Origin of the sequence: Methylobacterium sp. Leaf93 (genome assembly GCF_001422345.1) — a bacterium.
In the GTDB taxonomy this organism is placed as follows: domain Bacteria; phylum Pseudomonadota; class Alphaproteobacteria; order Rhizobiales; family Beijerinckiaceae; genus Methylobacterium; species Methylobacterium bullatum.
Genome location: NZ_LMMS01000005.1, coordinates 107,863 through 122,566, shown reverse-complemented (window position 1 = coordinate 122,566; position 14,704 = coordinate 107,863). Strand labels below are relative to the sequence as shown.

Genomic DNA, 14,704 nt, shown 5'->3' with positions numbered 1-14,704 from the left:
AGAGCCAGAACAGGTCTGCCATCATCGCCTCCATGCTGAAAACCGCGAACGTGAATCATAAAACTGCAGCGTCAGCAATATCTTGGTTCGGTTCAGACCCTAATATGTCTGCGGCCAGTAGCGGCACGGCAAAGCCATATGCCATGAACGCGATGACGAAGGCCGTAGCCGGGCATCTCGGCAGAACTGGGCGACGAGCCGAAGTTTCTCTTCTCTCCGACATTCCAATGATGCATGTGCGCTATCATCTGCCCTTCCTGGCCCCGCTGGTCAGCATCATCATTCCCAACAAAGCCAAACCTGAGCTCATTGAGGCATGTATTACGTCGATTCGAAAAAGAATTAACTATCCGCGGTACGAGCTTGTCATTGTGGACAATGGCTCGACTGACCTCGATACCTTGCGATTCTACGATTATATTCGCCCGCAAGGCGTAACTATCGAATATATAACTCAGTTTTTAACTATTCTGCTATGAACAATATTGAAATATCTCTCGCGAAGGCAAATATTATCGTTTTCCTGAATAATGATACGTCCATTATGAATGGAGATTGGCTGACCGAAATGGTGTCGCACGCAGTGAGGCGTGAAATCGGATGTGTTGGCGCAAGGCTACATTACGATAATGGCACCATTCAGCATGCCGGTGTCTTCATTGGCATTTGTGGTGTCGCCAGCCATCCTTATCGCGGTTTCGACGCGATGAAGTTCGGCTATTCTGGGCGGCTGCGCGTAGTACAAAATCTAAGCGCGGTTACTGCTGCTTGCTTGGCCGTCAGGCGATCTGTTGCGCTGGAGGTTGGGGGGCGATGAGGTTTCACTGGCCGTATCTCTGAACGACATAGATTTCTGCCTCAAAGTCCGTGAAGCAGGATATGAAAATGTCTGGACGCCTTTTGCCGACCTCTATCATTTCGAAAGCAGATCGCGTGGCTACGAAGTCGGGCCCGAAAAGCAGGCAAGATTTCAGCGCGAGATCGATGTCTTCGCCACAAAGTAGAAAAATATCTACTGGCGGATCCATATTATTCACCACATCTAACTCGCACGAGCGAGGCGGTGACTATTCGGACTGAGTGAAGCCGGATAGCGATGAGTGTAATTCATGGCCGCCTTCATCCACGCACGATCGCCGTCGTCATGACAAAACATCTCTGGTTGCCGGATGTGTTTCGTCACGCCTTCCATCGTTGTAAAGATCTTCGCCCACGAGAAATCAGCTTTGTAAGGTTATAGAATAGCGTGGATTTTGCAAGTTTTGTTTGAGGGGGCATGTGTTCAAGCGTGAAGTTCGCAAATGTCCTGGTTAACTCCTCTATGTTGGTTATGGTGTAATTGTTCGTCTTCAGTAATTCGCCAAAAGGATCTGTAGGCCCTTCTGCTGCATCGGTGACAAGATGAGCTGCAATGTATTGCGGGCAAATCGCGATTTCAGACTGGGCTGCTACCCAGGTGGCTGGGCTTGTCGCCAGGATCTCAAGATTGCAATGAATCATGCCAGGCGTAGCATTGAACCAGCCAATCTTATGTTGAACGGTGCCGTGATGCGTGAAGTAGATAGACGCCGACTGGCTGAGCCAGATGCTGTCGATGATCGGGAGGCCGACAGCGAGGTAGATGCGATGGCGCGCTTTCGCTCCTCCCTTTCGAAGGCGTTCGGCGATGACATCGGCAACTTGAAGGTCAAGAGCAACAATTGACGCTGCCGCTTCATGACCTTCCGCTTCCTGATCCCCGGATATCGAATGGCCATCAATGACCACCGATCCATTTGGTGCGAGACTCAGAAATGCCTCTCCAATAGATACAAGAACATCCACTTGGTTTGTCAATGTCCTGTTTCGCGTTCGAACACTCATCCAAAGAACAGGGCCTCTTTCCCCAGAAATATTTTCTTTAATATGCCATGTACGACTGGTATAAAGGGGCGGATCGGCCTCAAGAATGCGTTTCGTTAATCCAATCTGCAAGCGCTCGCCACCAAGGGTGATGCAGGTTTGTCCAAGTCGGTTGCACTCGGAAAGACGAGAATCGCTCGTATGAACAGGTCGAGCCAGTTCGATCTCTGGAAAGAAAGTATGCAGCGGCCCAAGCGGCAAATGAGTCGCAACGAGGGCAAAGTCGCCGAGGCGCCATCCTGCGTTCGCTAGATCATGGAAGGGCGAGAGTTGATTCCATGCGTGATGGGCAAAATTCGAGTCGCCCGTCACGATGAGCAGGGGCTCATTCGGTGTAGAGGGGCGCCACGCCAGTCGCTCGACAAGCGCGAAGAATTCCTCGAGATGCCTTCGTCCGAAACCCCAATCCGTCCGTTCGAGTTCGATCCAGACCGGAGGCTCCAGAACGATAGCGGCACACAGTGGATAGCCGCGTCCGAGATCGCCCGAGCCAATGAAGAGCGTCGGCGCTTCGGGAAATGAGAAGACCACGGTCTTGTCGGTGAGCACCAGGGATGTGCCGCTCTGCACTATCTCGCCTGTCAGAGGCGAGACGACCTCGAAGCAACCCTTGGTCAGGATGTCGGCACAGTAGCGCCGCACGTTGCGGCCGATCGCAGGCTTCTGGAGTTCTGCTACGCTTTGTCGAAATGCCTCAACGAACAAGGAAGATAGCGATCCTGCCGTTCCCGCAAGGATATCTCCGGCCTCCTTGGAATCAATATCGAGGAAATCCTCCGCTCTTCCAGCACTCGTCACGAGCGCCTCCATCGCGACAGATATCGTTGCGCCGGCCGGGCCGTCATGGATATCAGTCCAAAGCTCAGCGGGCGCTTGTCTTCGCCTCCGTCAACATCGGGTTGGCGGGGGCGCGATGCGGTAATTGTGATCAGAATTATCTGACCTTTATGGCCTGCGCCATTGAGGGGAACATCGACGTCCTTGCCCTCGCCGCTTTTCGTATGCACGACCGTCGCGGCAAGTCTTCCGTTCACGGCGATGGTCAGTACCTGCGAGCCAACGGCTGGGGCCACATAGCCGAGGGTGCCGAAGCAGAGGCGATCGACATTGTCAGCGACCGTCAATTCCAGAGCGCTCTCCGAACCATAGGCCCAAACGAAATTCTCTTCAGGCCGATCCCAACCCCAGCGAAGAAGATCGAGTCCGAAGAGTTTGCCAGTTCCAAAGGGAACTATGGTGTCGGGATCGATCCGCTCTGCCTCAACAGCCGAAGCCTCTGGGTAGGGAATCTGTATACCGATCTCAGTAAGCGTCGGTGTTGGGAAAACTCCGGTCACTGGCCGTTCCATGAGGTCGGGTGACCGATTGCCGAAGAAGATCGCTTTGACCGGAGCAGTTATTGATCGTTTACTTCTCATGACTGCGGCCATTTGGGTCGGAAAAATTCGGCCGCTTGCAATCAACTGATCTTCTGAATTTACAACCGATTTAATGAATTCAAGATCTGCCGTCACGGCAGGGTCAAAATTGTACCCAAACCGCCGATCGATGAAGACATCCGACAGGCCGCCCCATGACAGGAACCTCTCGAACCGGAACTTGCGATTCAGCAGAGGCAGGATGTCCTGTGCCCGAACTCCCTCAAATCCTTCGATCGAGCAGTCCCAATCCGTGAACCATAAGTCGTCGCAGCCCTGGCCATGGTCGCGCTTAAGGCGGATGGGAAGTCTCCGCCAGATGTCACGAACCGGCCCCAGTACTTCCGGCCAGCGCATATGGCCGTTGCGACCGATCATGTCGAAGGTGACGAAGACCCCTTCAGAATGCATGTACTCCTCAACTCCATCGAACAACGTCTCGAGCGCTTCGATGTGATGCAGAGAGTGATGGGCAATGAAGCCCGCGAAAGGTCCGTCCACTAGCGCCAGCTCGGAATTCAGATCCGCGCGATGCAGGGTAAGACGGTCTGAAAGCCCAGCCGCTTTGACCGCAGCCGTGCCTCTGTCGATTAATATCTGCGACAGCTCAAGGCATATAATGCGGAAGCGAAGCAGACCGAGTGTGTCGGCAGCCTGTAGGATCGCGATTTCCTGTGCGCCGTCGCCGGCACCAAGACTGACGATGGTGTCGCTTCCTGTACGTTCTACAGCCTTGGCGAGCTCAATGGCGTAGATTTCGGCGATACTCGTCGCATCAAAAATCTTGCTGAGCATTGGAGTGAGGAACTGTCCGTTCACCCAATCTGCAATCTTGGGTGAGTCGTGGATCGGCGCATATGCGTGCTGAGCGATCTGCGCTTGAATCCGATTGCTATAGGTTTGATTTTCATCATTTAAAGCGAGCATAGCTTGCCGTGCAGAAACGGGATCGTTCTTCGGCCCACTCGGCGCTGCATCTGGATCCTCGATCGCCTTCAATATCGAAGTGCGCATGGCTTCAACCGAGAAATTGGCGCGTCCAAAAGACGTCTGAGCAGCAGATTGCTGTGACCAAGCCGCATCATTGGTTAGCAGCCTGATGACGGCTGCTGCAAATTCGGCCGCGTTTGTGGCGATGGGAGCAATATCATCCAATCCCTTGATGCCCTGTGCGCCAACCTGCGTCGTTACGAGTGGCACGCCTTCGCACAATGCTTCCACGACCTTGCCCTTGACTCCGGCGCCGAACCGAAGCGGAATGACGCAGATGCGTGCCCGGTCGTACCAGGCATGCAGATCTTCGTCGTTCACCCATCCAGTAACGATGACATTTGCGGAGGCGAATGCGACAACTTCCTGGGTCGGCTTGGAGCCGACGAGCGCCAGCTTTGCCTGGGGATGCTCATTCCAAACAATCGGCATCACCTCTCGGACGAGATATTTGGCTGCATCCACATTTGGTGGGTGTGCGAATCCCGCAACGAACAGGATCGTGCTTCCGACCGTGGGTTGTTGGCGATCAATGAACCTGGTCCGCGCAAAGCCTACGATGCTGGCAGCATTCACCGCCGGCTCGATTTTACGGACGAGGCTCACCTCTTCTTCCGAAAGGTAAATGACAACATTGAACTGCCGCCACAAAGAGCGTTCAAGGAGCTCCATGCGATCGGACGCCGCCATCAACCGCGTATCACCAGTCAGCTCAGCCTCGCGGCGCATACGTTCGAAATGAATGTCGTGACCGTAGTAGGATAGCCGTGCTCGCGGGACTGTGGCCGCAATAATAGGAAGTGCAGCGGACGCCGTATCCGGCCGCATCAACATGACATGATCGATGTCGTCCCTATTCGAGGCGAGCCAACTTCCTAGTGATTCCGGTGAGCGTCCATCCAAAGTTTCGATACCCATGGCTTCGAGCCGTGGCGTATACTCCGGCGAATAGGCGCGGTTCTCCGGCCAAAACTTCACGTCCCAGCCGGCCTGAACTAAACTTCCCAGTACACCGATCGTAGAACGTGATCCGGCATCGCGATCTGGTTCTGGGACGTAATGATCGACAACGAGGATGACAGAGCGACCGCGTGCGCGATCGCGTGCCCTCAGAACGGAGTGGCCGTTGGGATAATGCTCTTTGGATAGCAGCGGCAGCCATCGATCTTTCATCGTGACAGCATTGCGTATCTGGTAGGCTTTGCCGCCGGAGGACACGTCGGTTCCGTGTGATTTTCCCTCATGATGGATAACCACCGAACGAGGTTCGAACACGACACGCAGTCCATATGCACGGGTTCTGAAGGCCAGGTCCGTGTCTTCGTAATATGCTGGCGCAAAGATCTCGTCGAAACCGTTAAGTTCATCGAACATCGATTTCCGCACCATGATTGCGGCCCCAGAAATGTAATCGACCTCTCGCCGATAGTTGTACTCCGGCCGTTTCGGATCGCTGTTGCGTCCGAAATTCCAAGCTGACGCATCGCTCCAGACAATACCACCCGCTTCCTGCAGAGTGCCGTCCGGATAAATCAGCTTGGAGCCAGTGAGGCCCACTGTAGGATCAGTATCAAGCAAGTCCACAAGCGCATCGATTGCGTCGGACATGACCTCGGTGTCATTGTTCAGAAAGAAAATGTAACGGCCCTTGCAGAGACGTGCCGCAGCATTGCAAGTCTTCAAAAAGCCGAGATTTTTGTCATTAGAGACGAATAGAGGTCCATGTATCGACTGTTTTAACTCTTGGCTTCCATTGTCGGGGTGGGCATCATCAATTACAATTATCTCGACTTGTGTACGAGGCGGATTGACGTGGAGCGAATAGAGACACAGTCGTGTATACTCGTTTTGACCATACGTTGGAATGACGATCGAAACGACCGGGGTCTCCGAGGCTGGCGCCGCGAAGGACGACGGTATTTGTACTTTCTTAAGGCTGCGGTCTGTGCGCATCGTAGACCGGTTGAGCAATCGGACGCTTCGTTCCTCGCGTAGTCGTTGTGGCAACCGCATCGTGGCTGTCCAATATGCCAAACGCACGATCCGCATGCCTCTGCGCGCGATGCTGGGATTGCGTTGGGCGATACGCCTGAGCGGTGCGGTGAGCCGCATGGAGCTTGATGTCTGCAATATATGCAGCTCGCGGCTTGCTTCCCCGAGTTGCTGAGCTGTGTGTTGATTGATCGCGCGAAGGCCACCGGCTTCGTCACTCAACTTTACAACCGCTTCACGAAGGGTCGCGACCTGGCTTTTGAGCATGGCGTTCTCAGCCTGCAGATCGTCTCGGCTTGTGGCCAGTTCGGTAATCTCAAGACGTACCTGTTCAAGTTGCCTGGAGATCCCATCCCGAGCGGCCGTCGCCGTCAGCGCCGCTGTCTTTGCCCGATCCAAGGCGGCAGACTGTGCACCGAGGAGTTCGCTGTCCTCCGCTCCCTTGTCGAAGGATACCGTTGTCTGGCGGCTCTTGAGCAAACCCAGTTCAGCGTAGGCATCATTTAGCCGAACCATCTCGGACTGGAAGCGTAAAGCCCCGTCCGGAGTGTGCTGATGCTCCCAAGATTTAAGCCGATCAATAAGGTCATATGTTGATCGAAGCATAGCCACGGCGGCCGGATAACTATCCAGATTGATATTTCTGCTTTTTTTAACCCAATGATTGATGCATTCATGGGCAAATTCAATTAAATCGGGTTCGTTTGCATGCATCAAATGTCTATTTGGGATAGACGTATAGCGATTGGCCTTCTCAATCCATTGATAAACGTTTTCATGCGAAAAGTGTTCGATCGCAATCCCGCTATCGACTTGGATCCGGCACTCCGCTGAAGACACGTGCTCGATGCCGGCGTGAATGGTGTCGACAAACCGTATACTGCCCTTGACATAAGCTCGGGTGTGGTGTTCCGGCCAGTAGTATGCGTCGCGATCATGGATTCCAATAATAAACTCATTTCGGGGAATGATGTAATAATCATGATTTGGTGAGCGTAGCTCTCTGTTAAAGTACTCTATCGCCGAAACATTTAAGCATTCGTCTGCATCTAGAAATACTATACTTTCGTGCGCGCAGAGGTCCGACGCAAAACTTCTGGTCTCCTCCGCGGTCGGTGACCAGGGGATGACGACGACACGATCAGCCAAGCCCCGCGCTTTTTCAATCGTGCCATCGGTTGATGATTTGTCGACGAGGATTATTTCATCGGCGAAACTCAAGCTTTTTAGGCAGCACGATATTGTGGTTTCACAATTGTAGGAGATGACGAACGCACTAATCAGGCTTCGACGCCGAGTGTCTTCCATCGTTCATTTCCCTACGCATTCAGGGAGCAATCTCGCGTTGGAGGTCGTGAGATCGGCTGCCATGGTGGAGGAGGGACTAGGGGACAACTTGTCCTCTGTCATCCAAATTGTGAGGTTGCGCAATTGCCCCGCTCGGCCCACATCAGGCCCGTGTGGGGGGCGCGCATCGCTGGACGGACGGTTGCCCATGCCTCCTCGCGTCCCACCGGTTCTACGTTTCCGATGCATTCGCGCGTTTCCGGATGCCAAGCCAAGGGGGACATCGTACCGTATGGCGGTGAATGTGGTCCATGGCCGTCTGCCCGCTCGCTCGTGCGACGGAGGTCGTCTGCCGAACGTACCGGTGCCGACCGAACTCATCGCGACCGATTGCGAGCCCAACTGGCCCTGATGGTGCTGCACCATCGGCGGTTCTTCAGTGTGGGGCTTCGAAGAATACGACTGCGTTCGCAGCGTGACGGTTCGATCCTCCCTGAAGTTCGATCCGTCAGGAAATCCCATGCCATTCACGAAGTGTCTGGCCTTCATGGCTGGAACGATCGTAGTCACCACGTCGAGGAAGAAGATGGACGACCTTCGACGATGCGGCCTCTCACTCGGCACAAAGGGCAGCACATGGCTCTTCCGGCACGCCTGACGGCCATCGGTCGTCTCGGATTCCGGTCTTCCGCCTACGGTCGCCACGTCTATCAAAAGATTGTAGCGTTGACGCTCGGCGCCGCCTTCGTATCGCCGCCCGGCCAGCGTCTGCGGCAGGCGGTGGCGCAGTTCGGCGAGCCTGCACGTCGTCCGGACGTCCGGACGGCCGTCGTCGCGCATTTATATTATCTCGATCTCTTGCCCGAGATCCTGGCCTGTTGGTCGATGCTGCCCGATGGAGCTCCGCTTCACCTCACGGTTCCGAGCGATCGGGTCGAACAGGCCCGGCATCTGCTTGAGGGCATTCCGGGGGCGATCCTCCACCCGTGCGAGAATCGGGGCCGTGACATCGCTCCTTTCATCGCATTGCTCAATGCAGGGACGTTCGACCGTTACGATGCGGTCCTGAAGCTGCACACCAAACGCAGTCCGCATCTGCGTGACGGCGAGATCAGACGCAAGCTTCTCTTCACCATGCTTGCGGGCGGTCGCAACGCGACGCTGCGGCTGCTGGCTGCTTTCGAAACGCCCGATACCGGTCTTATCGGCTGGAAGGCCTGCTACCGCGCAGCGCCATCCTACTGGATGGCTAACGAAGCGCGTGTCAGGGCTGTCGTGCGGCAGATGGGCATGCCGGACGACGCCGTCCGGCTGGGTTTCTTTGAGGGATCCATGTTCTGGTTTCGACCGGCGGCACTCGCGCGCCTCCGGCATCTCCAGCTGAGCCCGGAGGATTTCGAGCCCGAGGCGCGCCAGCTCGACGCAACCCTTCACCATGCCATCGAGCGGTGCTTCACCCTCTCCGCATGGGCTGATGGTTTCAGCGTTCGCGGTCTCGACGGGAGAGTTTTGAAGTGATGCAGGGGCCGTAGGACGGTTCTAAGCGTCCGGCGCTGAGCACGCCGAGTACGCGGCGTCGAGACGCCTTGCGGCTCTACGGCGGCCGCTTGAATGCCGTAGCGCGATTGTTCCGCCGGTGTGCCGACCTCCCAAGTGCGACCTCCGGTGGGCCGAGCCTGGCGCGGGCGCCGTCGAACAGGCCGCGCCAGAGCGCGTTCCTGACCTCGCGCGAGAAGCGGTTCTGCCCGAGATACACGACGATGCGCAGGGGTAGGAGCAGCAGCGTCCTGGCCTTGTGGGCGAGAGGGACGTGGCCCATGCGCAGCATGGCCAGCTGGTTGCGCAGGAAGGTGTAGAGCCGTCGTGGCGGCTGGTCCGTAGATGAGAGGCCGAAGGGAAGCCGGATCAGGCCGCGGCCGAGTTCGTGGGCCATCGGTACGTCGTCCGCGATCCAGATGGAGTAACCGCGGTGGTTGGCCCGCATGCACCATTCCACGTCGATGGCATCGATGAAGAAATCCGCTCGGAACGGACCCACGGCCCGCGCCGCCTCGCAATTCACAAGGGAACCCGACGAGATCACGAACTGGACGCGGGTCGCCTGCACCGCGTCTCCGCTGCCTCTCTGTTGGGGCGGAGATCGCAGCGGCTTGTCCGCCCAGTCAGTCGGGCGGGGGCCGACGATGGCGGGCTTTTCTCCGGCCTCCGCCAGCCGCGCATGGCGTGCGGCGAGCTGCGGAATCGCACTCGGCGGCGGCAGGCTGTCCTGATCGAGAAGCAGGAGGAAGGAAGCGTCCTGCCCGGTAGCGTGGTCCAGGAGGTCGTTGTAGGCGGCGCCGAGGCCGAGATTGCCGTCTGGACGCATCACGGTGAGGAGGGTGCCGCCCGCCGCCGCGCGCAGACTTTCCTCATCCTGCGAGGAGACGGCGGAATTGGCGTAGATCACGATCTCCCGCACGTCGGGCGCCAGCGCGCCGACGAGGCGAAGGAGGTTCGCCTCGTCGGGATGATAGATGACGATCCCGGCGATCGTCGGCAGTTGCGCGGACAAGGCGGCTTCCTGTTGCGGCATATGTCGGCGGGACTGCCATTCTGATGAGGCCTACGCAAGCCGCAGAGGTCATGTGGTGGAAACCATCCTCTTGCGGCGGACGAGGGAACTCGCGGCGCCCGAGCCCGTTCTGCTCTGGCTAAGAGACTCCACCTTCGCCCGCCCGGCTCACGCCGCGGCGGGTTTTTCGTCGCAGGGCGAGGGTGGCATCGATCCTCCTCCCCGCTGTCGCGTTTCCCCGGTTCCAGAAACGGTTGGGATGGGAAACGAGCCATGAGCGACGGCGCCACCGCGAGCGACAGCCCCTTCATCAAGGGTCGGAACGCCCGCCTCTACGGCAAGACACGCGACAGCTGTCCCTATTCCGAAGGCAGCGACGATCACGCCGCCTGGATACAGGCCTTCGACGAGGCCGCCGGCGACGACAGCGCGACGGACACCGGAACCGTCGATCCGAAAAAGGCGACCTGACCGCATGCCGTCCGGCCGGGAACACCCGGCTGGCGGTTCCTCTTCACCATCGCCGTGCCCTGATCCGCGCGGGAAGAGGTCTCGAAGACCTGGTGTCCGTCATGCGATAGTCGATCCGGCCTGAACTTTTCCAAGCGCCGGAGCCATCCATGAACGGACGAAGCCCCAGGGGCGGGCACGGCACCCGAGCCCTGTCCCAGCACATCCTGCCCGCGGCGGGAACGATGATCGGGGTCTGCACGACGCTCGTCGGGTTGGTGAAGATCGCCGAGGCTCAGATCGGCCCGAGCCACGTGGACGAGGCCGTGTCCCTCACGGCGATCCTGTTCCTCGTCGGTGCGGCGGCTTCGTATCTCTCCATGCGCCTCGACGACGACCGTCCCCTTGCCCTCCGGCTGGAGCGTGTCGCCGACATCTGCTTCGTCATCGGCCTCCTCGGCCTGTCTACGATTACGCTTCTTTTTGCCTACGAGACGATCTGAACCGACGCGGGGATCTCACCGTTGGCAGGCACGCCTCGAACTACCGACGGATGCCTGTGTATCGGGAATAAAGGGACGCGCTACTACTCTTGCGGGACGAGACCCGTCGCGCGACAACCTTTCGCCGACTGAGAATGCGGCGCATGGGGGACGTCATGGTGGGTCGGATTGTCAGGGCTGCGGCGATGGCCGCGGTGGGTGTCGGTGTGCTCGGATTGGGAGCGTGCGGCAGCATCACGCGCGGAACCTCCGAGAAGATGGCGTTCCAGACCGAGCCCGCCGGCGCCATGATGACCAGCACCAAAGGTTATGCCTGCCCGGCCACGCCCTGCTCGCTCGATGTCGACCGTTCCGACGAGTTCGACGTCACCTTCGCCAAGCCCGGCTTCCGGCCCGAGACCATTCCCGTGCGCACCAAAGTCGTGGGAACCGGGGCCGCCGGTATGGCGGGCAACGTCATTGCCGGCGGCATCATCGGCATTGGCGTCGATGCCGCCACGGGCGCGGCGTTCGACCATTTCCCCAACCCGGTCGTGGCCACCCTGGTGCCGGACAGCCTGCCCAGTGCCCAGCGTGAGCGCAGGCGCCGTGGCAGGCCCGGCGTGTGAGGGCGCAGCCCCGTCCGCCTACGACGTGACCAGGGATCGGAGGGCGTCGGCGAGGTCGGACAGGCTGAGCTGGCCCTTCTGCAGCACTCGGTCCGCCTGACCGGCCAGACGCCGGCGGTCGTCGGCGGTGACGTCCTTGGCGGTGAGCACCACCACGGGGATGTCGCGCCATTCGGGTTTCGCCCGCAGGACACGGAGGAAGCCGAACCCGTCCATCTCCGGCATCATCAGGTCGAGGAGGATGAGGCAGGGCTTCTTCACCGCCACCGCCTCCAGCCCGGCCCGGCCGTGCTCGGCGGAGGTCACGCGCCAGCCCTCGCGGGTGAGCATCGCCGTCATCCGCTCGCGCACGTCGGCATCGTCGTCCACCACGAGGACCGGGCCGTCGGAGCCCGTGGCCCGGAAACGCTCCATCGCTTCCTTCAGGTGTCCCCATTCGATGGGCTTGTGCAGGTAGTCGGTGGCGCCCAGCGAGAAGGCGAGGCTCTGCTCGTCGAGCACCGTGACCATGATCACCGGCGTCGCCCCGAGTTCGGGATCGGCGCGCAGCGCCCGTAGAACCGACCATCCGTCCATGCGCGGCATGGTCACGTCGAGGAGGATCACCCGCGGGCGCAGGGCGCGGGCGCGCTCCAGGCCCTCGCGTCCGTCCGCCGCGCTGGCCACGCGAAAGCCGTCCTTCTCGAGGTAGCGGGTGAGGAGATCGCGGGTCGCGGGATCGTCGTCGATGATGAGGACCTGATCACCCTTGGCGGCGCCGGAGGGCGCCGTCGCGGGTCCGTCATGGGCGATCGCGGAGGCGGGCTGCACCTCGACGTAGCGGGCGGGAATCCGGATCGTGAAGGTGGTGCCCTCCCCTTCGCGGCTCGCCACGTCGATCTGCCCGCCGAGCATGGTGGAGAAGGCGCGGGTGATGGCGAGGCCGAGGCCGGTGCCGCCGAAGCGGCGCGTGGTCGAGGCATCGGCCTGGGTGAAGCGCTCGAACAGCTTGGCCTGCTGCTCCGGGCTCATCCCGATGCCGGTATCGGCCACGTGGAAGACCAGCCAGGCGTCCTCGCCATCACCCTCGCGCACGGCCGAGAGGGTGATCCGCCCGTTCTCGGTGAACTTCGCCGCGTTGCTCAGGAGGTTGATGAGGCACTGGCGCAGCTTGGTCTGGTCGGTATGGGCGAGCCCGAGATCCTCGGCGAGGTCGAGGTCGAGGGCGTTGCCCTTCTTCCCGATGAGGGCGTCCACGGTGGAGGCGACCTCGCGCACCATCTCGGCGACGGGGAAGTCCTCGGCGTAGATCTCCATGCGCTCGGCCTCGATCTTCGAGAGGTCGAGGACGTCGTTGATGAGGCCGAGGAGATGGCGGGCATTCGCCTCGATCTTGCGCATGTCGGCGAGCAGGCTCTCCTGGCCGAGATCCTCCATCTCCTCCTGCAGCATCTCGGAATAGCCGATCACCGCCGAGAGCGGCGTGCGCAACTCGTGGCTCATATTGGCCAGGAACTGACTTTTCGCGCGGTTGGCCTCCTCCGCCGATTCCTTGGCGGCTTCCAGGGCCTGCTCGGCCTCCTTGCGCGCGGTGATGTCGGTATGGGCGCCGACCCATTCGCGGACCGTCCCCGCCTCGTCGAGGATGGGGACGCCGCGCACGGCCATGTGGCGCCACACCCCGTCATGCCGGCGCAGGCGGTGCTCGATCTCGTAGAGCGTGACGTTCGAGACCGCGTGGTCCCATGCGAGTTGCGTCTTGTCGCGGTCGTCGGGGTGGATCGCCCCGAGGAAGCCGTGGCCGGCGGCCTCCGTCGGGCTCTGGCCGGTGAAGCGGGTCCATTCGGACGGGGCGACGGCGAAGCCGCCATCCGGCGGGGTCGCCCAGACGATGGAGGACGTGGCCTCGGTCAGGGAGCGGAACCGCTGCTCGCTCTGGCGGGTGCGCTCCTCGGTGAGCTTGCGGAGGGTCTCGTCGGTGACGACGAAACCGACGCCGTCCACCGTCCCGTCGGAGAGGCCCGCCGCGCCCGGCAGCGGATAGACGCTGATCTGGAGATGGCGGACGCCGCCCGGCGCGCTCGGGGTCGGCACGGCGACGTCGATATCGGGCGTGATCAGGCCGTTGTCGCGCGCCGCCTCGAATTTCGGACGGAGCAGGTCTTCGAGCTCGGGAATCGCGGCCCAGATCGGGCCGCCGAGGGACGCCTGGAATCCGCGCGCGTTCATGGTCTCCAGGGCGCGGTTCATGTGGCGGATCGACAGGGTCTGGTCGAGGAAGCCGAGGCCCACGGGAGCGTTGGCCAGAACCCCATCGAGGAGCGCCGTCATGCGCTGGCTGTCGCGCCGGCGCAGCAGGGCGATGCGGCCCAGCAGTCCCATCGCGGCGAGCCCCGAGGCCGCGCAGACGAGGGACAGGATCAGCCCACGCCAGAATTCCGTCGTCTCGGAACGGGCGAGGCTGTCGCGGGCATGGTCCTGGCCGACCCGCGTGGCTTCGCGGATGCCGTCCATCATCCGCTTGCCCTCCCCGGTCTGGACCAGGGTCACGGCCGCGTCGAAGCCGCCGGCATCCCGCGCCTCCACCACCCGGCGGGCGAAATCGCGCTCACCCGTGATGAGGGTCCGCAGCTCCCGGCGCCGGGCGGTTCCGGGATCGGCGGATTCCGATTCCAGCCGGTCGAGCTCACCGATCTGTCCGTCGAGGGTGTCGACCGCGCGCTTGTAGGGGGTCAGGTAGTTCGGCAACCCGGTCAGGGTGTAGCCGCGCATGCCCGTCTCGAGGTCCTTCATGGTCGAGAGCAGGCGCTCGTTCAGCGTGATGATGTCGTGCTGGCGGGAGGCTTCCGTGCGGCTGCGCTCGGCGAACACGTAATTGGCGAGGCCGGCGACCACGGCGACCGCGAACAGGCCGAAGGCCACGGGGGAGCCCGGAATCCCCTGCAGGGCGGTGGGGACGGTCTTGGGGCCGCGCCAGCGCCAGAGGCGGCGGGATGAGGTCGGGGTGTCCATCGGTGCGGCTCG

10 protein-coding genes are annotated in these 14,704 nt (G+C 60.3%); 6 read left to right on the top strand and 4 right to left on the bottom strand.

Annotated features, from left to right (window positions below):
- Together ASF26_RS21910 and ASF26_RS21905 are read left to right on the top strand one after the other, a co-directional pair.
- A partial coding sequence (locus ASF26_RS21910; protein WP_156462891.1) for a glycosyltransferase occupies positions 1-479 on the top strand: 479 nt, incomplete at its 5' end.
- Positions 476-817, top strand: coding sequence for a hypothetical protein (locus ASF26_RS21905; protein WP_244475853.1), 342 nt, complete (start codon positions 476-478; stop codon positions 815-817). The genes ASF26_RS21910 and ASF26_RS21905, both read left to right, overlap by 4 nt.
- Before the next feature lie 362 nt (positions 818-1,179).
- Here ASF26_RS21905 and ASF26_RS22560 read toward each other — a convergent pair whose 3' ends face one another.
- Positions 1,180-2,712 carry a hypothetical protein gene (locus tag ASF26_RS22560; protein WP_156462890.1) on the bottom strand — a complete coding sequence of 511 codons (1,533 nt, stop codon included), beginning with the start codon at positions 2,710-2,712 and terminating at the stop codon, positions 1,180-1,182.
- Complete coding sequence (locus ASF26_RS21900) at positions 2,697-7,610, bottom strand: glycosyltransferase (RefSeq protein WP_082477538.1); 4,914 nt, start codon at positions 7,608-7,610, stop codon at positions 2,697-2,699. Before ASF26_RS21900 ends, ASF26_RS22560 begins: the two co-directional genes overlap by 16 nt.
- 390 nt (positions 7,611-8,000) lie before the next feature.
- Between ASF26_RS21900 and ASF26_RS06455 the strand changes: the two genes are divergently transcribed.
- A complete protein-coding gene (locus ASF26_RS06455) occupies positions 8,001-9,107 on the top strand; it encodes a rhamnan synthesis F family protein (protein ID WP_162240218.1) in 1,107 nt (368 codons plus the stop codon).
- Between the two features lie 76 nt (positions 9,108-9,183).
- Here ASF26_RS06455 and ASF26_RS06450 read toward each other — a convergent pair whose 3' ends face one another.
- Complete coding sequence (locus ASF26_RS06450; protein WP_244475852.1) at positions 9,184-10,140, bottom strand: glycosyltransferase family 2 protein; 957 nt, start codon at positions 10,138-10,140, stop codon at positions 9,184-9,186.
- 273 nt (positions 10,141-10,413) lie between these two features.
- Between ASF26_RS06450 and ASF26_RS06445 the strand changes: the two genes are divergently transcribed.
- The 3 genes from ASF26_RS06445 (at position 10,414) to ASF26_RS06435 (ending at position 11,701) form a co-directional block, all read left to right on the top strand.
- Positions 10,414-10,611 (top strand): Rmf/CrpP family protein, encoded by a 198-nt coding sequence (locus tag ASF26_RS06445; RefSeq protein WP_056251065.1) that lies wholly within the window; start codon positions 10,414-10,416, stop codon positions 10,609-10,611.
- Between the two features lie 149 nt (positions 10,612-10,760).
- Entirely contained in the window at positions 10,761-11,093 is a 333-nt protein-coding gene (locus ASF26_RS06440) for a hypothetical protein (protein WP_056251062.1), read from the top strand.
- Positions 11,094-11,236: 143 nt separating this feature from the next.
- Entirely contained in the window at positions 11,237-11,701 is a 465-nt protein-coding gene (locus ASF26_RS06435) for a translation initiation factor 2 (RefSeq protein WP_244475851.1), read from the top strand.
- Positions 11,702-11,719: 18 nt separating this feature from the next.
- On the opposite strand, the gene ASF26_RS06430 is transcribed toward ASF26_RS06435, so the two are convergent.
- Positions 11,720-14,692 (bottom strand): response regulator, encoded by a 2,973-nt coding sequence (locus tag ASF26_RS06430; protein ID WP_056251058.1) that lies wholly within the window; start codon positions 14,690-14,692, stop codon positions 11,720-11,722.
- Positions 14,693-14,704 lie beyond the last annotated feature (12 nt).